A 23,569-nucleotide genomic window follows, 5' to 3' on the forward strand; every position below is an offset into this window, starting at 1 on the left:
CTCAATAATGTCTAACCATCAAATTAACCCAAATAAGTGGATTGATTCCTACTCAGACTACTTATTTAATTACACCATTTCTAGGGTGAGTGATCGAGAAATTGCTCAAGACTTGGTTCAAGACACCTTCCTAGCAGGATTAAAATCTATGAAAAACTTTAAGGGAGAGGCCAGTGAACGTACTTGGCTCATCTCCATTTTAAAGCGAAAAATCATCGATTATTACCGCAAAATAAACTCTAACAAAGGAAAGGCAGAAGTTAGAATAAATTACAAGGACTCAGAAAGCGAAGGGGATTGGTTAGAGGAACGTGTAGCGGATCCGTTCGACAAAACAGCTGAAGACAACCTGCAAAATTCCGAACTGGGTGACGCCATTTATAATTGCCTTGGAAAATTACCACAAAAGCAGGCCGAGGTTTTTAAGATGAAAACCATTCTTGGTCATGAAACAGAAGTTATTTGTAATGAACTAAATATTACAGCGTCTAACCTTTGGGTAATCATCCATAGAGCTCGAACGGCTATGGCAGATTGTTTAAAAGAAAATTGGTTTTAATTATGGGTAAGATAAAGGTGATAATGCCTTGCGAAGAAGCAAATCACGTATGTGACAAAACACAATACAAAGATGCTACATTATGGGAAAAAATAAAACTCAACATACATCTTATATATTGCAGAGCCTGTAGAGAGTACACAAAAGGAAATACTAAACTTACAAGGCTTTTCAAAAAATCGGAGGTAGAATGCCTTGATAGTCAAAGTAAAGAGACTATGAAAAGGGTGTTTAACAAAGCCTTACATAAACAAGAACAACAGAATTAACCACAATATTGGTAAAGATTCAACCCAAAAGGCACTATAGTACGCTTTTTGATTTACCGAGGAAAAACCGACAAATAACCCCGAAATAACAGTAATTAATCCTGTTACGAATAGTGTTTCGGAAGAGGTTTGGGCTTTAAAAAATTCTATTGATAGGAAAACGCATAACAATATAACACCTAGTAGTTTGGTGCGTTTAACTCCTAAACTCTGAGGTATCGTGTGGAGTTTTATATTATCAAATTTTAAATCCCTTATTTCAAAAGGAATCATAAGAATAATAACAAATATAAAGCGTTGCATTAATTCTAAAAGAACATTATAATTAATCGCTAAATCTTCATTCATTATTGGAAGTAATACCGTGACTCCTGCCCAGACCAAGGCGATAATATAGATTTTAAGTCCTCGTAAACTCCTTAAAGTCTTTTCTTTAGTTCCAAAAAATGGCATGGCATAAAAAAAAGTAAGGCAAGCAAAAACACCTATAAGAGCTAGTATTTGAATTTGCAGTTGAAACCCATAGTAACACATTAATAAAAAACATACGAAGGAAAGAATTTGAATATACCTAAGCCAGTCAGCCAAATTTCTATGTCGAAACCTAGCTACTCCGGAGTATTTTACAAAATTATACCCTGTTATGGTTGCATAAAATAAAAAGTATAAAATACTTTCTTTGTATCCTATGCCAAAGTTAATAAGTGTAATTCTTGTAAGGGCATATACCGCAAAAGCAACATGAATACTACTGTTAATATAAAAGTCAATTAAATTTTTTGCAAACTTCATACGCAAAAGTAACCATACCTTTTTTACTTTCTATGGGTTAAAAAACGGGAACCTTTCAAACTATTATGAAAAACTCAAAATTAAACCACATTTATGTTAATAAAGACTTAAAATGGTTAAAAACTTCCCATATAGTGCAATAAAACAACATATTTATTACTTAATTTTGCGAATTACTTAATAAAAAATTGTTGATGAATACAAATGCTTTTGCACTACGTCATATTGGTCCTAACGAAATGGACCAAAATCTTATGTTAAAAACCTTAGGTTTAGACTCATTAGATCAGTTGATTTATGAAACTATTCCTGATGATATCAAACTTAAGCAGCCGCTTAATCTGGATGAACCAATGACGGAGCATGAGTATTTATTGCATATTCATGATCTTTCTAAATTAAATAAAGCTCGTAAAACTTATATAGGACTGGGCTACCACCCAACGGTTATGCCGGCTGTTATTCAAAGAAATATTTTAGAAAACCCAGGATGGTACACAGCTTATACGCCGTATCAGGCCGAAATTGCACAAGGTCGATTAGAGGCCTTATTAAACTTTCAAACTACGGTTATTGATTTAACTGGTATGGAAATAGCTAACGCCTCTCTGCTCGACGAAAGTACAGCTGCGGCTGAAGCCATGAGCTTGTTATTTGCTGTAAGGGAGCGTGATCAGAAAAAAGCTGGAATTAACAAGTTCTTTGTTTCAAAAAATATTTTACCTCAAACATTATCTTTATTACAAACCAGAGCTAACCCTATAGGTATTGAATTGGTTATAGGTAGCGAAGATACATTTAGTTTTTCTTCCGAATTCTTTGGAGCTATCTTACAATATCCAGGAAAAAAAGGACAGATTACCGATATAAAAACCTTTATAGAAGATGCAAACAAAGCGCAAATTAAAGTAGCGGTAGCGGCAGATATTTTAAGCTTAGTAAAACTAGAAGCTCCTGGTAAATTTGGAGCAGATGTGGTAGTAGGAACCACGCAACGCTTTGGCATTCCTATGGGATATGGCGGGCCGCATGCTGCTTATTTTGCCACAAAAGAAGCCTACAAACGGGATTTACCTGGGCGTATTATAGGGGTAACAAAAGACGCTAATGGTAATCGCGCGCTGCGAATGGCTCTCCAAACAAGAGAACAACATATTAAAAGAGACAAAGCAACTTCTAATATTTGTACGGCACAAGTACTTTTAGCTGTAATGGCAAGCATGTATGCCGTATACCATGGTCCTAAAGGGCTAAAATTTATTGCAAACAAAGTACATAACAAAACGGTAACCCTAGCCAATGCCCTGAATGAATTAGGTTTTGAGCAAACCAATACGTCATACTTTGACACCCTTCAAATTAAAACCAAAGCAAAAAAAATAAAAAGAATTGCATCAGAGAAGAAAGTAAATTTATATTACCCAGATAAAAATACTGTTGCAATTTCTATCAACGAAACAACCTCAATTAGAGATATCAATTATTTAATCTCCATTTTTGCAGAAGCTGCTAATAAGGAAACAATTGTAATTTCTTCAGTAGGAGAACACAATAACATCTCAACGAATCTACAAAGAACAAGCTCTTTTTTACAAGACCCCGTATTTAACAAATATCATTCTGAAACAGAGCTTATGCGTTATATAAAATTTCTTGAACGTAAAGATTTAGCTTTGAATCATTCCATGATATCTTTAGGGTCCTGTACTATGAAGTTAAATGCTGCTTCAGAAATGCTTCCGCTAAGTTGGTTTAAATGGGGTAATATTCATCCTTTTGCCCCTTTAAAACAAGCGAAAGGGTACTTAACCATACTTAAAGAACTAGAAGACCAATTAACAGAAATTACGGGCTTTTCGGCTACCTCATTACAGCCTAATTCTGGCGCACAAGGCGAGTTTGCTGGACTCATGGTAATAAAAGCTTACCATAAATCTCGTGGTGACCATCATAGAAATATTTGTTTAATTCCTTCTTCAGCTCATGGTACTAATCCTGCAAGCGCAGTTATGGCAGGCATGAAAGTGGTTGTAACTAAATCAACCCCTGAAGGTAATATTGATGTTGAAGATTTAAGAGAGAAGGCAGAATTACACAAAGACAGCTTATCAGCACTCATGGTTACGTATCCGTCTACCCATGGTGTATACGAATCTGCCATAAAAGAAATTACTAAAATTATTCATGATAATGGCGGGCAAGTGTATATGGATGGGGCTAATATGAACGCCCAGGTAGGCTTAACAAACCCAGGTAACATTGGTGCCGATGTTTGCCACCTCAATTTACATAAAACCTTCGCCATTCCTCATGGTGGTGGTGGCCCTGGTGTTGGTCCAATTTGTGTAGCCAAACAATTAGTTCCTTTTTTACCTGGCAATCCCATTATAAAAACTGGAGGTAAAAACGCTATAACAGCCATATCTGCTGCACCTTATGGATCTGCTTTAGCTTGTTTAATATCCTATGGTTATATAAAAATGTTGGGAGCAGAAGGCTTAACAAAATCTACAAAAGTAGCTATCTTAAATGCCAACTACATAAAGCATCGTTTAGAGGGTAGCTTTAACACCTTATACTCTGGTGAACGCGGGAGAGCAGCACACGAAATGATAGTAGATTGTAGACCCTTTAAGGCCAGCGGCATTGAAGTAACAGACATTGCTAAAAGATTGATGGATTATGGCTTTCATGCCCCGACAGTATCCTTCCCAGTGGCGGGAACTTTAATGATAGAACCTACTGAAAGTGAAAGCAAGGAAGAGATAGACAGATTTTGCGATGCCATGATTTCAATTAGAAAAGAGATTGATAATGCATCAAAAGATGAGGCCAATAACGTTTTAAAAAATGCCCCGCATACGCTCGGTATGGTAACTGCAGATGACTGGTCTTTACCATACACAAGAGAAGCTGCTGCATTTCCTTTAGACTACGTTAGAAATAACAAATTTTGGCCAAGTGTTAGGCGTGTTGATGATGCTTACGGAGACAGAAACTTAATCTGTTCTTGTTCTCCAATTGAAGACTATATCGAAGCATAAAATGACAGTTGAACGTCGTAAAATAGAATGAAAACAAAATAGCCTTTTCACTTTAAGGTTCTATATTGCTTTTATCTAATAGACTATTAGCAATTATTCTTATTTATGAATATAAAAATTACTGGAACAGGTAGCTACATACCTGCTGAAATAGAGAAGAACGAAGACTTTCACAATCACGAATTTTTAAATGGAGATGGCTCTGCTATTAATGCTACCACCGAGGTAATTGTGAAGAAATTTAAAGCTATCACAGGTATTGCAGAACGACGCTATGCAAAAAACCACTTAAACACGTCGGATATAGCTTCCTTTGCTGCCGAAAAAGCCATAGAAAATGCTAATATTAATAGAGAAGACCTAGATTACATTATAGTCGCTCATAATTATGGTGATGTTAGGCATAATAGTAAACAAAGTGATACGGTACCGAGTATTGCTGCTCGAGTAAAGCATTTATTGCAAATAAAAAACTCTAAATGTGTAGGTTACGATGTCCTTTTCGGATGTCCTGGTTGGATAGAGGGCGTTATTCAAGCCAATGCTTTTATAAAGTCTGGAATTGCAAAAAAATGTTTAGTCATTGGAGCAGAAACTTTATCGCGAGTTATCGACCCATTTGACAGAGATTCTATGATTTATAGTGACGGAGCTGGTGCTGTTGTTCTAGAAAAAACAGAGCAAGAAGGGGGTATTATTACGCATAATTCTGCATCATTTACGCTAGATGAAGCCCACTTTATTTATTTCGGTGAAACCAATAATACAAATATTAAAGAAGACAGGCGCTACATAAAAATGTATGGGCGGAAGATATACGAGTTTGCGCTTACCCATGTACCATTAGCTATGAAATCATGCCTAGACCAAAGTGGTTATGGTATAAATGACGTAAAAAAAATACTCATTCATCAGGCAAATGAAAAGATGGACGAAGCCATTGTAACACGTTTTTATGATTTATATGACCAAGAAGTACCAGAGGGTATTATGCCTATGTCTATAGAAAAACTTGGTAATTCCAGTGTAGCGACCGTACCTACTTTATACGATCTTATCTTAAATGGAAACCTTGAAAATCAAGAAATAAATAAGGGAGACATCATTATTTTTGCAAGTGTTGGTGCTGGTATGAATATTAACGCTTTTATTTATAAGCAATAAATAATGTACGAGAAAACATTTCCGAACAGACGTTTTAATTTAACCTATAAGTTTCTTGAAAAGCACATTAACCAATCGGAATCTATACTGGATTTAGGTGTAGAGAATCCATTTAGTGCCATTATGAAGCAACGAGGCTTCACGGTTGAAAACACCAAAGGAGAAGATTTAGATTTTGATACCTCAAATATTGAAAGTTCCAATGCTCAGGTTGTGACTGCCTTCGAAATATTTGAACACCTATTGTCTCCTTTTACGGTTTTACAGTCCATAAAAGCCAATAAATTAGTAGCCAGTGTACCTTTGAAACTATGGTTCTCCTCTGCTTATAGAAGTAAAACAGATATGTTAGACAGACACTATCACGAATTTGAAGATTGGCAATTTGATTGGCTTCTAGAAAAAGCTGGTTGGACCATTAAAAATCGTCAAAAGTGGACTAATCCTACTAAAAAGATTGGTGTTCGGCCAATTTTAAGATGGTTTACCCCAAGGTATTACATCGTATATGCAGAAAAAATTGAGCAATGAAAACCAAAACTTCTAAGTCTTGAACTTCTACATTGTTATTCCTGCACACAATGAATCTGATTCTATTGGACGAACCATTCATTCTTTATTAAATCAAACTCTACCTCCAAAAAAAATCGTTGTTGTAAATGATAATTCTACAGATAACACAGAAACGGTTGTTAAGGACTATTCATTAAAAAACAATTCCATTGAATTAGTAAGTATTCGGTCTTCAAACCAACACTTACCAGGGACTAAAATTATCAATGCGTTTTATAAGGGTTATAATACTCTGGATGACCAATATGAGATACTCTGTAAATTTGATGCCGACTTAATTTTTCCCAGTAATTATCTTGAAACTTTAGCTGAACACTTTGGTTCTAATAAAAAACTTGGGATGGCTGCTGGTTTTTGTTATATAAAAAAAAACAAACAATGGGTTATAGAGGATTTAACAAGAAAAGATCATATTAGAGGCGCTTTAAAAGCCTACCGAAAAGACTGCTTCCATGATATTGGAAAAATAAAAACTTCTATGGGTTGGGATACCGTTGATGAGCTTTTAGCCAAGTACTACGGCTGGGAAATTTTAACTGATGAAACTTTACATGTTAAACACCTAAAACCAACAGGAATAAATTATAATGCTTCTTCCAAACATTTACAAGGAGAAGCCATGTATAAAATGCGTTATGGGTTTATTATAACCCTTATCTCTGCCTTAAAACTAGCTTACAAAAAACGAAGCTTTATTCAATTTCAAAACTACCTTTTAGGGTACATGAAAGCTAAAAAAGATGGTATCCCCTTTTTAGTAACAGAAGAAGAAGGTAGATTTATTAGAAAACTTCGTTGGAAAGGTATATTAGATAAATTCTCTTAGGGCTTAATAAGCACGCATTATAAGGCTTTAACTACCAAGCATTATAAATACTATTTGCTTCTACCCTATTTTCAACAGCATCTGGTAATTCCGGAAAAAAATCTATGCCCGTAAGCACTTCAATCTCATCAACAGAGACCACAAAATTATATAGCGGTTCTTTAGTATCCTCTTGAGAAATTAAAAAGGCTATAACTTTTAAATTTCCTGAATCATTATCTAGAATAATCTTGTAAAACTGGTCTGGAACCGCCACCCTCTCTTCTCCAATATAGGCCATATCACCTTTCAAAATTCCACCGGTAACCACAAACACACCATCATGCTTGTTTGCCCAATACCTTACTTTTTGTTCTAAGGTATTCCAAATACCAGAATTAAAGTCATGCTTTTGAGGGCTAATATTACTGGTTAAAAAAGTTTCGTTATAAGCTGCTTCACTATAGCGCCTATCGGCAGCTGGACATAAATGCCCTCTATCATAACCAGAATTTTTATAATTACGCCAATGTGCAGCACCCGTTTTAACAGCCTCATCAATTTCAAAATAAGGTCGTTTAAAATTTGTTTTAGCAAGCTGTGACTTCTTTAATTCATAAGCCACCCATTCGGCCTGTTCATGTGGTTCGCTATACGATAACGAATAGCCATTATGATGCACAATATGTCCTGTTGTACTGGACGGCAAATAATACTCATTTGTAGTGTTTTTTACTATTTCTCCATGGGATACGACCTTCGCTTTTTCCTTTTCTGATAAAACATACTCAAAGCCATAAACCAACAAAACAATGCTAATGGCTATTAGCGAATATTTAGACCTTTTAGTCATTTTTTAGAACAAATTCTAAAGGTTGGCCTGTTGCTGCATTTGGAAAGCTAATACCTAATAAAGCAGATATTGTTGGCGCAATATCTGGTATCTCCGTTCTTTTAAACGTCGCTCCTTGTTTTATTCCTTTTCCTAAAAACAATAGGGGCACATGGGTATCATAATTGAAACCACTTCCGTGAGTCGTCCCAGTTTTTCTGTAATAAATATAATTTGGAGCGTTTACCAAGAGAACGTCTCCCGAACGCTTTTGATTGTAGCCATTTTGTAATAACGCTTCAATACCTTTTGAGTAGTTGGTTGTTACCATTGAATTAGCAGTAAAAGTTTTATAAACATGGTTGTAAGTTATTTGCTCATTTGCTATGGAGTTCTGAACATCTTCTAAACTCAAACCTAACGCTTTTATCTTTTCCTTATTAAGAAAAATTTGATTGCTGCTAATGTTTTCAACAATGGTATTGTCTCCAAATTCATCCATTAAAAACTTTTGAAACTTTTCTTTTCTATTTTTACCATAAACATACCCTGCTTCAATTTTATGGGACTTCAAATAAGCTGGCACATCTACTGCCCCATGATCTGCCGTTAAAAAAACCACATATTCATTTTTTCCAACACGTTTATCTAAAGCCAAGAATAAACGTTCCAAATCTATATCAAGCCTTATATAGGTATCTTCTATTTCCTTTGAGTTAACACCAAACTTATGCCCTATGTAATCCGTACTAGAAAAACTCACTGTTAAAACGTCGGTATCATAATCTTTACCCAATGCTTCACCCTCTATAGCTGCAATAGCAAAATCGGTGGTAAGACTATTTCCGTATGGTGTAAATTTCAAAATATCATAGTATCCGTTCTTCTTTTTTAACTTTTTAAGATTATAGGGAAAAGTAGGCTTGTCTTTCCCTTTAAATTCGCCTTCAAACTCGTTTAAATCAGGTCCGCTTTCTACATAACTAGAAATATTATACAATGTATTCCAGTCTTTAAAATAAGTGTTTGCTATGCCTGAATTATTAAAATCTTTTACCCACTTGGGTAGTGCTTCCATATAATAAGAACTTGAAATCCATACACCTTCTTTCTTTCCGTGAAACCAGTAAGCCCCATTGGCGGCATGACCGGCTGGCAAAACGGCTCCTCTATCCTTTATAGAAATCCCAATAGTCTTACCGCGCATTTGTGTAAACAACCTATTTTCATCTCCAAATGTTGTTGACATCAATCTATGCGGTGACATTTGTCCAGAGTTAGTACTGGTTCCAATAGACTTTACAAGACTATCTCCAGCACAGTACACCATAGATTTAGTGTATTTATCGTACCAATTATTTGCGATAATACCATGATATTTCGGGGTTGTTCCTGTATAAATAGAAGCATGCCCTGGTCCTGTGTACGTAGGAATATAATTAAAATGGTTGTTTTTACAATTAAATCCTTCTCTTATCATTCTTTTAAAACCACCTTCTCCATATTTATTGTAGAACCGGGTTAAATAATCATACCGCATCTGGTCTACAACAATGCCTACAACAAGTTTAGGGTTTTGTCTTATTTCATTTTTAACTTGTCCATAACTAGAATTTAAAAAAACAGATAAGGTTAACAATACTAAGATATTCCTCATAAAAAACACACTATTTAGTAATTTCAAAAATACATATATTACCCATCATTATTTGAAATAAAGCTTAAATACCTCTAAGTTTTTTTTACTTTAGCGTCATTAATAATTTGTATGCAATACCTACACAACATTGGCTCCTATTTTTTAATGCTTGCTGAAATGTTCCGTAAACCGACTAAATGGTCTGTTATGAAACAACTGATATTAAAGGATATTGATGATTTGATTATCGGGTCGTTAGGCATTGTGTCGTTTATTTCGTTTTTTGTTGGTGGTGTTGTAACCATTCAAACCGCACTAAATGTAGATAATCCACTGATACCAAAATACCTAGTTGGATTTGCTACAAGACAGTCTATTGTTTTAGAGTTTGCACCTACTTTTATGTCTATAATTATGGCAGGAAAAGTAGGATCGTTTATTACATCAAGCATAGGTACTATGCGTGTGACTGAACAAATTGATGCCTTAGAGGTTATGGGAATTAACTCCATTAATTATTTAGTTTTTCCGAAGTTTATAGCGTTAATGCTCTATCCTTTTGTAATTTCTATAGCCATGTTTCTTGGTATCCTTGGTGGTATGGCTGCATGTGTTTATGGTGGCTTTAGCTCCTTAGAAGATTACATAGTTGGCATTCAAACAGACTTTATTCCGTTTCATATAACGTATGCTTTTATCAAAACGATAGTCTTTGCGTTTCTGTTAGCGACTATCCCTTCTTTTCATGGATACTACATGAAAGGTGGTGCCTTAGAAGTTGGTAAAGCAAGTACTACCGCTTTTGTTTGGACCAGTGTATTTATCATTCTTTTAAATTATTTGCTAACTCAAATGTTATTAAGCTAATGATTGAAGTTAAAGAATTACAAAAATCTTTTGGAGATGCTCATGTATTAAAGGGTATTACCACTTCTTTTAGTAAAGGAAAAACAAACCTAATCATTGGTCAGAGTGGATCTGGGAAAACTGTATTTCTTAAGTGCTTGTTGGGTTTATTTGAATACGAAGGAGGTTCTATTGCTTACGATGGAAAAATATTTTCTAAACTCTCTGAAGATAACAAAAGAGATTTAAGAGCGGAGATTGGTATGGTATTCCAAGGAAGTGCTTTATTTGACTCTATGACTATTGCAGAGAATGTTATGTTTCCGCTTAGAATGTTCACAAAACAAAGTAAAAGCGAGATGAACGACCGTGTTGATTTTGTTCTAAATAGAGTGAATCTTGCAGATGCTCACCATAAAATGCCTAATGAGGCTTCAGGAGGGATGCAAAAACGTGTTGCCATTGCTAGAGCCATTGTTAATAATCCTAAATATTTATTCTGTGATGAACCTAATTCTGGTTTGGATCCTAAAACTGCGATTGTAATTGATAACTTAATCCAAGAGATTACAGATGAATACCAGATAACAACGGTCATTAATTCCCACGACATGAATTCAGTAATGGAAATTGGTGAAAAAATTGTCTTCTTAAAGAATGGCTTTAAAGAGTGGGAAGGCTCAAAAGACACGATTTTTAAAACTGATAACGAAGCTGTCACTGATTTCGTTTACTCATCCAACCTATTTAAAAAAGTGCGTAAAATGTACTTGGACGAAAATAACTAATCTTTTATTAAGGGTAATTTCTCACTATTTTTTGGTAAATACTTGCTGCTTCTTATCTACATGACTTTGTAAATTTGAAAGCTTAATTTTCAAATTAAAAATAATGATTTCCAAAAAAATTAGTATTACAATAGGCCTGTTTTGCATTATCTCTTTAAAAAGCCTTTGTCAATCAGCACCGAATATTATTCTCATTTTGACTGATGATATGGGATATGCCGATATCGGATATAACAACGATGCTATTGGAGATATAGCCTCACCAACACTTGATAATCTTGCTGCAAACGGTACTAAATTCTCATCTGCTTACGTAACGCACCCTTTTTGCGGACCAAGTAGAGCAGGGCTTATGACGGGCAGATACCCTCATGAATACGGATCTCAATACAATATTGCGGAAAACGATTTTAGTGCGGGTATTGATATTAACGAAACTTTTTTTAGTTCTGTACTTAAAGATGCTGGTTATAAAACAGGTGTCATTGGAAAATGGCATTTAGGGCAATCAACTTCGTATGATCCTTTGGCAAGAGGCTTTGATTACTTCTATGGAATGCTTAACGGCGGACATAATTTTTTCACAAAAACTACTGCTAATGGTGGTTTTGGAGGTGCCTACAACAGAGACCTGGTAGAGCAGATAGCTCCAGACACTAGAAGGCCTGCAAATGAACCAAAATTCGCTTACATCACCGATCTTTTTACCGATAAAGCTATTGAATTCATACGAGATGCCGAAACAACAGATGATGACCAACCTTTTTTCCTATTCATGTCATACAATGCACCTCACACTCCAATACAAGCATTATCAAGTGATAAAAATGTTTTAACTAGTCCTCCATACAACTTTGACTATGGTGGTAATGATACTAGACACAGGTATGCTGCTATGGTTTATGCAGTTGACAGAGGTATTCAAAGAATAGTTGACGAATTAGCGAATAAGGGAGAAACCGATAACACCTTGATAGTCTTTTTAAGTGACAATGGAGGGAAATCTGCCAATAATGCAGGAGGAAATAATTTTCCACTTCGTGGCTTTAAAGGAGACACTTATGAGGGAGGTTTTAGAGTTCCTATGTTTATGTATTGGCCTGGTACTAAAGACAACCAAGGTATACCTTCTGGACAAACCTATGATTTTAATATATCATCTCTAGACCTATATCCAACTTTTGTTGCCTTAGCCAATGGTACAACTCCTAATGGTAAAGAATTAGACGGAAAAGATATTCTTAGCCATATTCAAAACAATACAGATTCTCGAGACGGAGAGTCAATATATACTTTAAGACATCAAGCCAGCAATAAAATAGGCATAAGACGTGGGAAATATAAAGCCTTTCAGCAAACAGATAATTCAGGTGATTTTGCAGGCACATGGTATTTATATGATATCGAGACTAATATAAGTGAAAATAATGCACAAGCTCTTAATAAAAATATAGAACCATACAAAAGTATTTTAGCTAATCTGGCCCACGATGCATATGAGTGGTCTTTAACACACACAGAACCTTTATTTTTTGATAGTACGGGAGCAGCAAATACTTGGAATAACAACCATAGTAATATTAATTCAGGTAAGCCAAACACATGGCAAGAAAGACTATTTAATGGCTTTACTTTATCTGTAGAAAGTATTGACATAAATAGTAATATAGCTGGATATATTTTTCCAAATCCAGTTAAAGAATCTAAACTTTCTATCAAATTTTATGAAAGGTTAAATGATGAAATAAATGTTGTTATTTATGATAATTTGGGTAGAGCTGTACAGACAGAATTGAACTTAAAACAGTTACAGTCAAACACAGTTGAATTAACCTTAAGCTCTGATATCTCATCGGGTAATTACTTTGTAAAAGTTCTTTCTGGATTGAAATCGTTTACTCAACAAATAATTATTGAATAAATAAAATATTCTTTTTAAATAAAAAACGGGTTAGTCACCTAAGCCGTTTTTTATTTGAATCTGTTTAATCCAGCCTTTTTACAACTAGAGTATCTAATCCTAACTTTTGTTTAAAAAGATTTTCTAATTTTTTTGTGTACGCTTTTCTTTCCTTTTCCTTGGTCCTTGATTTGTCCCAAGTTATATAAAAAACTGAAATCGTATCCTTCTTCTTAAAGTTTGTTGACACAACATTAGCGTAAGATATTTCTTCAATAGACTCATAGATAATCTTAACTTCTTTCGCTAAAGCATCAAAAGAAGAATAGCTTTTGTCAAGTGTTGCTAACCGACGCACCTTATTCTCTAAGTAGTTTATTTTTTGAGATTGCGACAATAAATCTAAGGAGTCCCTTGTACGTAATTCTTCCATATACCTCATATTATCAAGGTTCTTGGATTTATTTTGATTCACTATTAATTCTGTATTATAAAGCGCTCTATAGTCCTTCAATCTACTTCGTAGGAGGGCAATAGAAGATTCTGGTATTTCGTCAAGTCCAAACGTATTTAATTCTATTATAGAGATTTCATCATCTCCATATTTATAGGAAGCATTATTTCTTATAAACTCAGCATGTGGCAATTCTTCCAATTCTTTTTTAATGAATGTCATAGCATCCCTTTTAAAATTACTTTCATCTAAAACAATAAGAAACGTCCAAATAGCTGGTACCATAACCACAATAGCTAATGCAGTCGCTACTCTTGAGATAAACAAGCGCTTTTTACTGTTAGCGTATTTAAGCATTGGGAATCGTAATAACTTTAGTACTAAAAAAGTTGCTAAGGCAATAAAAATGGTATTAATTGTGAATAAATACATCGCCTGACCAAAGTAAATGAAGTTTCCTTTAGCTAGACCATAACCTGCAGTACATAAAGGAGGCATTAACGCTGTTGCAATTGCAACCCCAAAAATAACAGACGCTATGGTTCCTTTTTTGGTTCTTGCTATTATTAGGGCTAAACCACCAAAAAAAGCTATTAGCACATCCCTAATATCTGGTCTTACTCTCCCTAAAAGCTCTGAGGTATCTTCACTTAACGGAAATAGCCAAAAAAACATGAAAGCCGTAATTAAACTTAGCACAATCATAGTAGCCAAGTTTATCAATGATTTTCTTAGGGTATCAATATCATTAATAGCAATAGATAGCCCTACACCAAGAATAGGTCCCATTAACGGAGAAATCAACATGGCTCCAATAACAACCGCCGTCGAATTGGCATTTAACCCAATGGATGCCACAAAAATAGAGCAAACTAATATCCAAGCTGTAGCGCCTTTAAAAGAGATATCCCCTTTTATAGCCTGAATTGTAGCATCCCTATCCGTATCATCCCGAAAATCTAAAAGATCCCTTAAGAATATTCTAATGCTCTGAAAAAGTCCATGGGCGTCCTTCTGAACTGCCTTTTTAGATTCTTCAACTGCTTTTTCTTTTGGTTCCTCTGAACTCGTTTCTTCAGAAAAATTGAATTTACTCTCTTCACTCATTTTTTTCTAACCATATTGTTCTCCAAATTTGTTTTTCACGCTTTGAAGCACTTTTTTAATGTCTTGCTCTTTTGCTTTAGGAAAGATAAGCAAAACTTCATCCTTATCTACTATAATATAATCTTTCAAACCATCTACAACAACAATTTTATCTTCTTTTGTTCTTATCATGTTACCAGAAGACGCTTCCGTTAAAACTCGTGCATTCACAACGGCATTATTTGATCCATCCTTATCAAGCTTATCATATAAACTCCCCCAGGTCCCTAAATCATTCCAATCAAATTCTGCGGCTATTACATAAACATTATTGGACTTTTCCATAATAGCATAGTCCACCGAAATATTTTCTGCTTTCGGATAATTTTCTTTGATAAAAGTATTTTCTAAATCGGTGTTATAAGTTTCTATTCCAGATTCAAATAAAGCATATAGCTCAGGTTGATTTTTTTTAAATGTAGCAATTACTGTTTTTGCACTCCACATAAAAATACCAGCATTCCACAAAAAATTGCCTTGGTTAATAAACTCTTTGGCAGTTTGATAATTAGGCTTTTCTCTAAATTGATTCACTGATTTTATGGTTGCATCGGTCCCTTTATCAGATTCAATATAGCCATAGCCCGTATTAGGAAATGTTGGTTGAATCCCTAAGGTCATGAGTGCATTATTAGTAGAACAAAAATCAAAAGCTTGCTGAACATTCTTGGAAAACGTTTTTTCATCTTCTATCCAATGATCACTAGGAGCAACAATCATAACGGCATCTGGGTTCTCCTTTTGAATTTTTAATGAGGCATAAAGAATGCATGGAGCTGTATTTCGCATTGCAGGTTCCAGGACTACTTGCCTTTCAGTAACTTCTGGTAATTGTTCCAAAACCAAATCATTATACCGCTTATTTGTTAAAATAAAAATATTCTCCTTTGGTATGAGGTCTGCAAGCCTATTAAACGTTTTTTGAATTAAAGTATCACCTGTCCCCAACATGTCATGAAACTGCTTTGGAAAATCTTGTGTACTAATTGGCCAAAATCTTGAGCCTACACCTCCTGCCATTAAAATGGCATAATAATTTTTATTCATAATTATTAATCTCTCATTAAATCCACCTCTACGTTTGGATTAAACAAATATACTCTTCCTGTAGCAACTTCTAAACATTCATAACGTTTTACTCTCTTCTTGCCTTTTTTAAATACCTTACCGTTATATAGTCGAAATGTTTCCCCACTGGGCACTTCAAATATATAAACCTTGCCGTTGGGGGGATCAAACTGTTTTAATGCTAATGCTAATTCTATATCGGTATCACTGCTCGCCTTCGGATTTTTAAAATGTCTGGCTAGCAGAGGTAATATTTTAGCAGGAAAAACCTCTGGCCTTAAAAACGGCAAGATTAAATGCTGAAATGTATATTTCCATTCTTTCCCGTGTGGCTTAATAAACCTTCCATACCTATTGTAAGCTTCAAAATGAGCAATTTCGTGTATTAAAGTTATTAAAAAACGGTACTTGTTTAAACTAACATTTATGGTTATTTCGTGCTTTTCGTTGGGTAGAACTCGATAATCACCATGTCGTGTTTTTCGCTCTTTCTTTACTTTCACAGTTAAATTGTCATGCTCAAGGAGTTTTGAAACCTGACCTAAGGCACTCTCTGGAATAAACTCCTTTAGTTGATTTTGCATGGCTTAACGAAATTAAATTTATTCTAAAACTTCAAAAAACTTATGCATAGAATCAAAAGTTTTATTTGCTAAGCCTTTAAGTTCGTTCTTATAGTCATGTTCCGTATAACCATAAACATCAAAACCTCCTTTCTTGGCTGCTTTTACCCCCGAAACACTGTCTTCAATCACCAAACATTCGTTTGGCTTAAAACCCATAATTTTGGCAGCCCATAAATAAACGTCGGGTTCTGGCTTCCACTTTTGAATGGTATAACAGCTAAAAATATTTCCATCAAAATAAGGTAGCAACCCAGTTAAATCTAAATTTAATCTTATTTTATTTTCAGGGCCGCTTGATGCAACACAAAATGGCATTTTAAGTTTTTTTATAACAGACTCTATGCCTGTTATAGGTTTTATATTTTCAGTAAAAGCTTTGAAAGTATTTATTCTGTAATCAGGCTCAAAACTATCTGGCAGCGGTTTCTTAATCCTTTCAGAAATTAAATTCATGCACGCCTTAAGAGACTTTCCTTTTAAATTACCAACAGACTGTTGTTTATCAAAGTTTGCGCCAAGGGCATTGGCCATTTCAACCAAAACTCCAATGGCAATAGATTCGCTATCCACTAAAACACCATCACAATCAAAAATGATGCATTTATATTTGCTCATAAATTAAGGGGTAGAATTAGAAACCTGCAGCATTTTTCCATTATAGTACTTATTCCCATTCAAAGAAAAATCAAACATATAGTCTGCCATTTCTATAGCTGTAATAGGAGCCTGGTACCCAGGGAAAGCTTCTTCTAACATTTCAGTTTGTACAGCTCCTAAAGCCAGTACATTAAAAGAAATACCAGAATCTTTGTACTCCTCAGCTAAAAGTTCGGTTAAGGTTATTACCGCTGCTTTACTTGAACTGTAAGCCGCTAACCCAGGAAACTTCATACTTCCTTGTACCCCTCCCATCGAACTTACTGTCACAACATGGGCTCCTTGTTTCATAAACGGGAGAACCGTTCTAGTTAGTTCTGATACTCCAAAAACGTTAGTCGTATACACCTTTTCAAAATCGATTATTGAAGTTTCTGAAAAAGGCTTATTTAAAAGAGCTCCTGCATTATTGATTAAAACATCCACGTGAGTCCATTCCTTTTTTACAAATGCTTTAACCTTAGCGTAAGCATTCTTATCATTCAAATCAAAAGAAAAACAAGAAACATTGCTCAATGCTAAATTCTTTATAGGTATTTCATTTCTTGACAAAGCTAAAACACGATGACCTTCTTTCGAAAATTTTTTAACCAACTCGAAACCAATACCCCGACTTGTTCCTGTTATAATGATATTTTTACTCATTGTGCATTCTTATTTCTTTTGTAGCTGCATTAATCATACCTTCTAGAGCAGGAATCATTCTATTCATAAAACTAGTCATGTGATTAAAGTCCATTTTATCCACTTCATCATCTACATGGTGATAAAATTCGAAATTAGTGAAATCAAAAGTCGATATGGCCTGTGCTGGAATTTTAAATTGCTGATAAAAAGGGTAATTATCAGATCTTTTGAACAAACTGTATGATTTTGCCTGAGGTAGAAACCCAACGACATCATTTTTAGCATATTCATTTAATTTTTCGGCCATATTTGATAAATTAAATCCTGTCAAATAAGCCATAGTCTCTTTTTCAGCTCTAGGAACCCCAATCATTTCAAAATTAATCATGGTATACAAATCTATCCCAGCTTCTTTTAATTTAGCAGCCAAATGCTCTGAGCCTTTAAGCCCCATCTCTTCTGCAGAATATAAGGTAAATAACACACTTCTTTTGTTACTTTTAGTCTTAGCAAAATACCTTGCCCATTCCAATACCGCAATGGTACCTGAGGCGTCGTCGTTGGCTCCATTGGCAATAGTATCTCCGTCTACTTCCTTTCCTACACCAATATGATCGTAGTGTGCTCCTAAAATGACGAATTCACTTTTTAAATCTTTATCGTTTCCTTCTAAATACCCAACAACATTATAACCATCTAGCTTTTTTACCTTAAAACTATCTCTATAGGTCTCAAAATAAGGTTTGATATTATTTTCCTTAAAAAATGATTCTATATAAACCGCTGCTTTTTCAATTCCAGCACTTCCGGTATTTCTACCTTCAAGTTCATCAGACGCCATATATTCCATGGCTTGCTGAACATCTTGCAGCTTTACGAACTCAACACCACTATCGGTCGTTTTTGCTTCTATCGAGACTTTAGAGGACTCTTTAGAAAGTTCTTTTTTTGACCCACAACTATAAATACCAGCTACTAGAAGAAGAATGATTAAATTTCTCATTGTTTTACAGATTTAAAAATTAAAGATAAAAAAACCTGTTTCAAATAGTATGAAACAGGTTTTTATTTTCGGTATATCTTAAAAACAATCTATTAAACCACCATAGTTAACGGGTTTTCTATATATCCTTTCAAGGTTTGCAAGAATTGTGCGCCAGTAGCCCCATCAACAGTCCTATGGTCACAAGCTAATGTAAGCTTCATGGTATTTCCAACTACAATTTCGCCGTTCTTTACAACTGGTTTTTGCACAATGGCACCTACAGATAATATCGCTGAATTTGGCTGATTAATAATTGATGTAAAATAATCGATCCCAAACATACCAAGGTTAGAAACCGTGAATGTACTTCCCGACATTTCATCTGGTGTTAATTTCTTATTTCTAGCCTTACCTGCTAATTCTTTAACTTCTGCACCAATTTGTGGTAAAGACTGCTCATTTGCAAATCTTACAACAGGAACAACTAAGCCATCTGGAACAGCAACGGCTACACCAACATGTACATGATTATTCAAACGCATTTTATCGTCAAACCATTGGGAGTTTACTTGTGGGTGTTGCTTAAGCGCCAGCGCACAAGCTTTTACCACCATATCATTAAAAGATATTTTAGTATCAGGAATTGAATTGAATTGACTACGGAAAGCAATAGCATTGTCCATATCAAACTCAACCGCTAGATAATAATGTGGTGCTGAGAACTTAGATTTAGTTAGAGATTTTGCAATAGCCTTACGCATTTGAGAGTTAGGAACCTCATCAAAATCCTCTTGACCTGTTGGAACAAATTTACCTACTGTTGCGCCAGAACCTGCTGGTTCATAATTTTCAATGTCGCGCTTTATTATACGTCCATTTTCCCCTGAACCTTGAACTTTAGTGAGATTTACACCTTTCTCCTCTGCCAATTTTTTAGCCAACGGAGATACATAAACTCTTCCGTTTGCAGTGACTGGAGTTGGAGCAGGAGCTTTAGTTTTTGTAGATGTTGCTGTTGCTGGAGCCGCCTTAGGTGCTTCTTTCTTTGCTTCAGTCTTAGGTGCTTCTTCTTTTTTAGAGGCTCCTGTATTTGCAGAAAAGTTTGCTGAAACACCAGAAACATCTGTCCCTGCAGGGCCTATGATAGCTAACAACTCATCTACTTTTGCAGATTCTCCTTCTTGAAGTCCTATTTCTAAAAGCGTACCTGACTGAAATGATTCGAACTCCATCGTTGCCTTATCAGTTTCTATTTCAGCAAGAATATCTCCTTCTTCTACTACATCACCAACTTTTTTCAACCAAGTAGCAACTGTTCCTTCTTCCATGGTATCACTTAACCTTGGCATGGTTACAACTATTACCCCTTCAGGTAATGCAGCAGCTTCACTAGAAGCGTTTTCATTATCATTTGAACTAGGAATACTTTCAGAAGCTTCTTCTTTAGTCTCTTCGGATGCACTACTTGTAGCACCACCATTCAATAAATCGGATATATCTTCGCCTTCATCTCCAATAATAGCTAAAAGCTCATCTACTTTTGTAGTTTCCCCTTCTTGAACTCCAATATGAAGCAAAGTCCCTTCATTAAAAGACTCAAATTCCATAGTGGCTTTGTCGGTTTCTATTTCAGCTAAAATATCACCTTCTTCAATCTTATCACCAACTTTTTTTAACCAAGCCGCAACAGTACCCTCTTCCATGGTATCGCTCAAACGCGGCATATTTACTACTATTGCCATAGTTTATAATTTGTGTTGTATAAATGGATAATCTTCTTGTTCGTAAACAACATCATAAAGTTGTTGTACTTCTGGGAATGGAGACTCTTCTGCAAATTTCTCACATTCTGCTACTCTGGCCTTCACGCGCTTATCAATAACTTTTATATCATCTTCTGTCGCATATTTTTTATCGAGAATAACGTCTTTAACCTGAGTAATAGGGTCAATTTTTTTGTATTCTTCAACTTCATCCTTAGTTCTGTAATGCTGAGCATCACTCATAGAATGTCCTCTATATCTATAGGTTTTTAACTCCAAGAATGTTGGGCCACCACCTTTTCTTGCTCTTTGGATAGCTTCATCAAAAGCTTCAGCAACTTTAATAGGATTCATACCATCAACTGGTGCACAAGGCATATCATACCCTAATCCTAATTTATAAATATCTTCATGATTAGCTGTTCTTTCAACAGAAGTTCCCATGGCATACCCGTTATTTTCGCAAACAAAAACCACTGGCAAATTCCATAGCATAGCCAAATTAAAAGTTTCATGCAAAGACCCCTGTCTTGCAGCTCCATCACCAAAGCAACACAAGGTTACGGCATCGCTCCCATGATATTTATCACCGAAAGCAATCCCAGCTCCTAAAGGAATTTGACCTCCAACAATACCATGACCACCATAAAAACGGTGTTCTTTAGAAAAAATATGCATAGAACCACCCATACCATGAGAAGTTCCGGTAGCTTTTCCGTATAACTCTGCCATAACACGTTTTGGATCGACCCCCATACCAATAGGTTGCACATGGTTACGATAAGCCGTAATCATTTTGTCTTTTGTCAAATCCATAGCGTGCAATGCACCAGCCAGAACAGCTTCTTGGCCATTATACAAGTGAAGAAATCCTCTTACTTTTTGCTGAATATAAACTGCGGCCAGTTTGTCTTCAAACTTTCTCCAGAACAACATGTCCTCATACCATTTGAGATATACCTCTTTTGTGATTTTTTGCATCGAATAATATTATATTATTAATAAGCGAAATACAAAAGTAATACTTTGTGTGTTACTGGAAAAACCCAAACATATTAAACTAAAAAAAATATGAAAAAAAGGGTGCAAAATCATTCAAATTGGTTATTTGTTAATTTTCAGAATGAATTCTTAAAAATTTTAAAAACCAATTTTGCGAATAAGCTATAATTCGGATTTATCAAATGTAAACGGCAACAAATTAGAAAGCGAATCAGACTTTGCCACTGCACCTGTTGCTCCCATAAAATAAACTTCTATTGGTTTTTTCTGTTTTAATTCATATTCCGAAATAGCTTGTCTGCATGCTCCACATGGCGGAATTGGTCTACTTGTTTGCTTTTTAGTGGATCCAGCCGAAATGGCTATTTTAAGAATATTCTCTTTTGGATATTGCGAAGCTGCATAATAAATGGCTGTACGCTCGGCGCACAACCCAGATGGGTAAGATGCATTTTCCTGATTATTACCCGTAACCACGACATTATTGCTAAGTAAAACTGCTGCCCCAACCTGAAACTTAGAATATGGCGCATAGGCCTTCCCCCTGGCCTTTATGGCTGCTTCCATAAGGTGTACAACATCTTTCGGGAGTCGATCTAAAGCTACATAAACAAACAATACAGATTCTCTTTTAAGTACTTTCATAATTAATTAGTTTGTTAAAAGATAAGAAACCTGATAAAAACAAAAAACTATCGCCTTAGCAATAGTTTTTTGTTTTTAGCCCTAATGTGTTCCATATTAATACTCGACGTACTCCCCTTCACCTATATTAAAGGTTAAAGAAAAGCGCAAAGTATTTTCTAATGGGCTTTGTACTTTAGATGTAGAAAACAAATAAGACACATCAATATTTACAATATTTGCCTTGAAACCAGCACCTAATGCTAAAAACTTTCTAGCACCTTTCTCTTCTGACTCATTAAAATACCCCGCTCTAAACGCAAAAGAATCCTGATATTTATACTCTGCACCTAACGCCCATGTTATTTCTTTCATTTCTTCTTCAAATCCTCCAGGTGCATCTCCAAATGATTGAAACATCCCTGGTAAAAACCCTACATCATTGGACTTTCCTTTATAGATTAACCCATTTTCTGCCGAGATCATTTCTCCTAATTCATCAACGTCAGGATCATACATACCATTTCCATTATTATCAATATACTCATACTCAGTACCAAGAATTGGAGGTGTGGGCACTAATAATTTTGTGAATTCTGCTGTTACGGCTAACTTATTGTAATCATCAAAAATAAAATCGAAACCACCACCTAAACGAAGCGTTGTAGGCTGAAAGTTTTCAACACCACCTTCATCATACTTAAATTTAGGGCCTATATTTTGAATGGCAAATCCACCTCGCCATCGTCCATTAAAATCGGCATAAGCAACTTCCTCACTTTGGTAATATCCAGAAATATCTACCCCAAAGGTACTTGCTGCAACGGCATCGACATCGCCTACATTAAGTTTTAAATCTGATCTTAAGTATCGCATTGCAACCGACATTGCAAAAGGATCGCTTAAACGTAAGGAATAGGATGCATCTAATGCGAATTCATTAGGACGTTGTACAATAGCTGGATCGTTCGGGCCATTTGTAAACTCAATATCTCCTAGGGAAAAATATCTTAAACTAGCTGCAAATGAACTACGCTCGTCTATTCTATTAAAATAGGTTAACCCTCCTAAAAATATATCATTTACCAACTTACTTAAGTAAGGTGTATAGGTAACCCCAACTCCTGATTTTGTTTCGGAAAACACATATTTAGATGAATTCCATTGCTGTGAAAAAGCATCTACAGAGGTAGCAACTCCCATATCTCCCATACCTGCAGCACGAGCATCGGCAGCGATAAGTAAAAACGGCACCCCCGTAGTGATAACTCTTGAATCATTAGGGTTAGGGATTATGGTAGTTGGATTTTGAGCTTGAGTTTTAACTACTATTAGAGCAAATCCCAATAATAGCAATATTCGATTCTTCATGAATTAGTTTTTAATTTAGCAAATATAATTTTTTC

21 protein-coding genes are annotated in these 23,569 nt (G+C 35.2%); 8 read left to right on the forward strand and 13 right to left on the reverse strand.

Translation table 11 applies throughout. The features are described 5' to 3' along the window. Positions 1–7: 7 nt before the first annotated feature. Positions 8–559, forward strand: a complete 552-nt coding sequence (locus E5D58_RS02275; protein WP_136480197.1) for a sigma-70 family RNA polymerase sigma factor — start codon at positions 8–10, stop codon at positions 557–559. A gap of 242 nt (positions 560–801) precedes the next feature. On the opposite strand, the gene E5D58_RS02285 is transcribed toward E5D58_RS02275, so the two are convergent. Further along, complete coding sequence (locus tag E5D58_RS02285) at positions 802–1,620, reverse strand: UbiA prenyltransferase family protein (RefSeq protein WP_136480199.1); 819 nt, start codon at positions 1,618–1,620, stop codon at positions 802–804. 194 nt (positions 1,621–1,814) lie between these two features. Between E5D58_RS02285 and gcvP the strand changes: the two genes are divergently transcribed. The 4 genes from gcvP to E5D58_RS02305 all read left to right on the forward strand — a co-directional run bounded on the left by gcvP (position 1,815) and on the right by E5D58_RS02305 (position 7,227). Then, the gene (gcvP, locus tag E5D58_RS02290; RefSeq protein WP_136480200.1) at positions 1,815–4,664 is read left to right on the forward strand and encodes an aminomethyl-transferring glycine dehydrogenase; all 2,850 of its coding nucleotides are present in this window, start codon (positions 1,815–1,817) and stop codon (positions 4,662–4,664) included. Positions 4,665–4,769: 105 nt separating this feature from the next. Beyond that, positions 4,770–5,828: a 3-oxoacyl-ACP synthase III family protein gene (locus E5D58_RS02295; RefSeq protein ID WP_136480201.1), complete on the forward strand. Its 1,059-nt coding sequence runs from the start codon at positions 4,770–4,772 to the stop codon at positions 5,826–5,828. Positions 5,829–5,831: 3 nt separating this feature from the next. Further along, the gene (locus E5D58_RS02300; RefSeq protein WP_136480202.1) at positions 5,832–6,359 is read left to right on the forward strand and encodes a methyltransferase domain-containing protein; all 528 of its coding nucleotides are present in this window, start codon (positions 5,832–5,834) and stop codon (positions 6,357–6,359) included. A 19-nt stretch (positions 6,360–6,378) separates the two neighbouring features. Then, on the forward strand, positions 6,379–7,227 hold the full coding sequence (locus E5D58_RS02305) for a glycosyltransferase (protein ID WP_136480203.1): 849 nt from the start codon (positions 6,379–6,381) through the stop codon (positions 7,225–7,227). 31 nt (positions 7,228–7,258) lie between these two features. On the opposite strand, the gene E5D58_RS02310 is transcribed toward E5D58_RS02305, so the two are convergent. Beyond that, a complete protein-coding gene (locus E5D58_RS02310; RefSeq protein WP_136480204.1) occupies positions 7,259–8,059 on the reverse strand; it encodes a DNA/RNA non-specific endonuclease in 801 nt (266 codons plus the stop codon). Then, the gene (pafA, locus tag E5D58_RS02315) at positions 8,052–9,695 is read right to left on the reverse strand and encodes an alkaline phosphatase PafA (RefSeq protein ID WP_136480205.1); all 1,644 of its coding nucleotides are present in this window, start codon (positions 9,693–9,695) and stop codon (positions 8,052–8,054) included. The genes E5D58_RS02310 and pafA overlap by 8 nt, the downstream gene beginning before the upstream one ends. 111 nt (positions 9,696–9,806) lie before the next feature. On the opposite strand from pafA, the gene E5D58_RS02320 reads away from it, so the two are divergent. From E5D58_RS02320 to E5D58_RS02330, 3 genes are all read left to right on the forward strand, one after another. After that, positions 9,807–10,544: an MlaE family ABC transporter permease gene (locus E5D58_RS02320; RefSeq protein ID WP_205660290.1), complete on the forward strand. Its 738-nt coding sequence runs from the start codon at positions 9,807–9,809 to the stop codon at positions 10,542–10,544. Next, a complete protein-coding gene (locus E5D58_RS02325) occupies positions 10,544–11,311 on the forward strand; it encodes an ABC transporter ATP-binding protein (protein WP_136480207.1) in 768 nt (255 codons plus the stop codon). The genes E5D58_RS02320 and E5D58_RS02325 overlap by 1 nt, the downstream gene beginning before the upstream one ends. Positions 11,312–11,414: 103 nt before the next feature. Further along, the gene (locus tag E5D58_RS02330) at positions 11,415–13,232 is read left to right on the forward strand and encodes a sulfatase-like hydrolase/transferase (protein ID WP_136480208.1); all 1,818 of its coding nucleotides are present in this window, start codon (positions 11,415–11,417) and stop codon (positions 13,230–13,232) included. A gap of 64 nt (positions 13,233–13,296) precedes the next feature. Here E5D58_RS02330 and E5D58_RS02335 read toward each other — a convergent pair whose 3' ends face one another. The 10 genes from E5D58_RS02335 to porV form a co-directional block, all read right to left on the reverse strand. Next, complete coding sequence (locus E5D58_RS02335) at positions 13,297–14,772, reverse strand: DUF389 domain-containing protein (protein WP_136480209.1); 1,476 nt, start codon at positions 14,770–14,772, stop codon at positions 13,297–13,299. Positions 14,773–14,778: 6 nt separating this feature from the next. Next, positions 14,779–15,858, reverse strand: a complete 1,080-nt coding sequence (locus tag E5D58_RS02340; protein ID WP_136480210.1) for a mannose-1-phosphate guanylyltransferase — start codon at positions 15,856–15,858, stop codon at positions 14,779–14,781. 5 nt (positions 15,859–15,863) lie between these two features. Further along, on the reverse strand, positions 15,864–16,463 hold the full coding sequence (locus E5D58_RS02345; RefSeq protein WP_136480211.1) for a SprT-like domain-containing protein: 600 nt from the start codon (positions 16,461–16,463) through the stop codon (positions 15,864–15,866). 18 nt (positions 16,464–16,481) lie between these two features. Then, a complete protein-coding gene (locus E5D58_RS02350) occupies positions 16,482–17,120 on the reverse strand; it encodes an HAD family hydrolase (protein WP_136480212.1) in 639 nt (212 codons plus the stop codon). 3 nt (positions 17,121–17,123) lie between these two features. Beyond that, positions 17,124–17,807: an SDR family NAD(P)-dependent oxidoreductase gene (locus E5D58_RS02355; RefSeq protein ID WP_136480213.1), complete on the reverse strand. Its 684-nt coding sequence runs from the start codon at positions 17,805–17,807 to the stop codon at positions 17,124–17,126. Then, the gene (locus E5D58_RS02360; RefSeq protein WP_136480214.1) at positions 17,800–18,792 is read right to left on the reverse strand and encodes a M28 family metallopeptidase; all 993 of its coding nucleotides are present in this window, start codon (positions 18,790–18,792) and stop codon (positions 17,800–17,802) included. The genes E5D58_RS02355 and E5D58_RS02360 overlap by 8 nt, the downstream gene beginning before the upstream one ends. A 92-nt stretch (positions 18,793–18,884) precedes the next feature. Then, positions 18,885–20,516 carry a pyruvate dehydrogenase complex dihydrolipoamide acetyltransferase gene (locus E5D58_RS02365; protein WP_136480215.1) on the reverse strand — a complete coding sequence of 544 codons (1,632 nt, stop codon included), beginning with the start codon at positions 20,514–20,516 and terminating at the stop codon, positions 18,885–18,887. A 3-nt stretch (positions 20,517–20,519) separates the two neighbouring features. Beyond that, on the reverse strand, positions 20,520–21,518 hold the full coding sequence (gene pdhA, locus E5D58_RS02370) for a pyruvate dehydrogenase (acetyl-transferring) E1 component subunit alpha (protein WP_136480216.1): 999 nt from the start codon (positions 21,516–21,518) through the stop codon (positions 20,520–20,522). A gap of 183 nt (positions 21,519–21,701) precedes the next feature. Then, complete coding sequence (gene cdd / locus E5D58_RS02375; RefSeq protein ID WP_136480217.1) at positions 21,702–22,184, reverse strand: cytidine deaminase; 483 nt, start codon at positions 22,182–22,184, stop codon at positions 21,702–21,704. A gap of 96 nt (positions 22,185–22,280) precedes the next feature. Next, positions 22,281–23,534, reverse strand: a complete 1,254-nt coding sequence (gene porV / locus E5D58_RS02380; protein ID WP_136480218.1) for a type IX secretion system outer membrane channel protein PorV — start codon at positions 23,532–23,534, stop codon at positions 22,281–22,283. Positions 23,535–23,569 lie beyond the last annotated feature (35 nt).

Origin of the sequence: Cognatitamlana onchidii (assembly GCF_004804355.1) — a bacterium.
GTDB classification, from domain to species: Bacteria; Bacteroidota; Bacteroidia; order Flavobacteriales; family Flavobacteriaceae; genus Cognatitamlana; species Cognatitamlana onchidii.

Coding starts and splice junctions, on each gene's coding strand:
- pafA (WP_136480205.1), bottom strand. CDS start 9,695: ATGAGGAATATCTTAGTATTGTTAACCTTATCTGTTTTTTTAAATTCT.
- E5D58_RS02360 (WP_136480214.1), bottom strand. CDS start 18,792: ATGAGAAATTTAATCATTCTTCTTCTAGTAGCTGGTATTTATAGTTGT.
- E5D58_RS02355 (WP_136480213.1), bottom strand. CDS start 17,807: ATGAGTAAAAATATCATTATAACAGGAACAAGTCGGGGTATTGGTTTC.
- E5D58_RS02345 (WP_136480211.1), bottom strand. CDS start 16,463: ATGCAAAATCAACTAAAGGAGTTTATTCCAGAGAGTGCCTTAGGTCAG.
- E5D58_RS02330 (WP_136480208.1), top strand. CDS start 11,415: ATGATTTCCAAAAAAATTAGTATTACAATAGGCCTGTTTTGCATTATC.
- E5D58_RS02300 (WP_136480202.1), top strand. CDS start 5,832: ATGTACGAGAAAACATTTCCGAACAGACGTTTTAATTTAACCTATAAG.
- E5D58_RS02310 (WP_136480204.1), bottom strand. CDS start 8,059: ATGACTAAAAGGTCTAAATATTCGCTAATAGCCATTAGCATTGTTTTG.
- gcvP (WP_136480200.1), top strand. CDS start 1,815: ATGAATACAAATGCTTTTGCACTACGTCATATTGGTCCTAACGAAATG.
- E5D58_RS02275 (WP_136480197.1), top strand. CDS start 8: ATGTCTAACCATCAAATTAACCCAAATAAGTGGATTGATTCCTACTCA.
- E5D58_RS02365 (WP_136480215.1), bottom strand. CDS start 20,516: ATGGCAATAGTAGTAAATATGCCGCGTTTGAGCGATACCATGGAAGAG.
- E5D58_RS02340 (WP_136480210.1), bottom strand. CDS start 15,858: ATGAATAAAAATTATTATGCCATTTTAATGGCAGGAGGTGTAGGCTCA.
- porV (WP_136480218.1), bottom strand. CDS start 23,534: ATGAAGAATCGAATATTGCTATTATTGGGATTTGCTCTAATAGTAGTT.
- E5D58_RS02325 (WP_136480207.1), top strand. CDS start 10,544: ATGATTGAAGTTAAAGAATTACAAAAATCTTTTGGAGATGCTCATGTA.
- E5D58_RS02350 (WP_136480212.1), bottom strand. CDS start 17,120: ATGAGCAAATATAAATGCATCATTTTTGATTGTGATGGTGTTTTAGTG.
- cdd (WP_136480217.1), bottom strand. CDS start 22,184: ATGAAAGTACTTAAAAGAGAATCTGTATTGTTTGTTTATGTAGCTTTA.
- E5D58_RS02320 (WP_205660290.1), top strand. CDS start 9,807: ATGCAATACCTACACAACATTGGCTCCTATTTTTTAATGCTTGCTGAA.
- pdhA (WP_136480216.1), bottom strand. CDS start 21,518: ATGCAAAAAATCACAAAAGAGGTATATCTCAAATGGTATGAGGACATG.
- E5D58_RS02285 (WP_136480199.1), bottom strand. CDS start 1,620: ATGAAGTTTGCAAAAAATTTAATTGACTTTTATATTAACAGTAGTATT.
- E5D58_RS02295 (WP_136480201.1), top strand. CDS start 4,770: ATGAATATAAAAATTACTGGAACAGGTAGCTACATACCTGCTGAAATA.
- E5D58_RS02335 (WP_136480209.1), bottom strand. CDS start 14,772: ATGAGTGAAGAGAGTAAATTCAATTTTTCTGAAGAAACGAGTTCAGAG.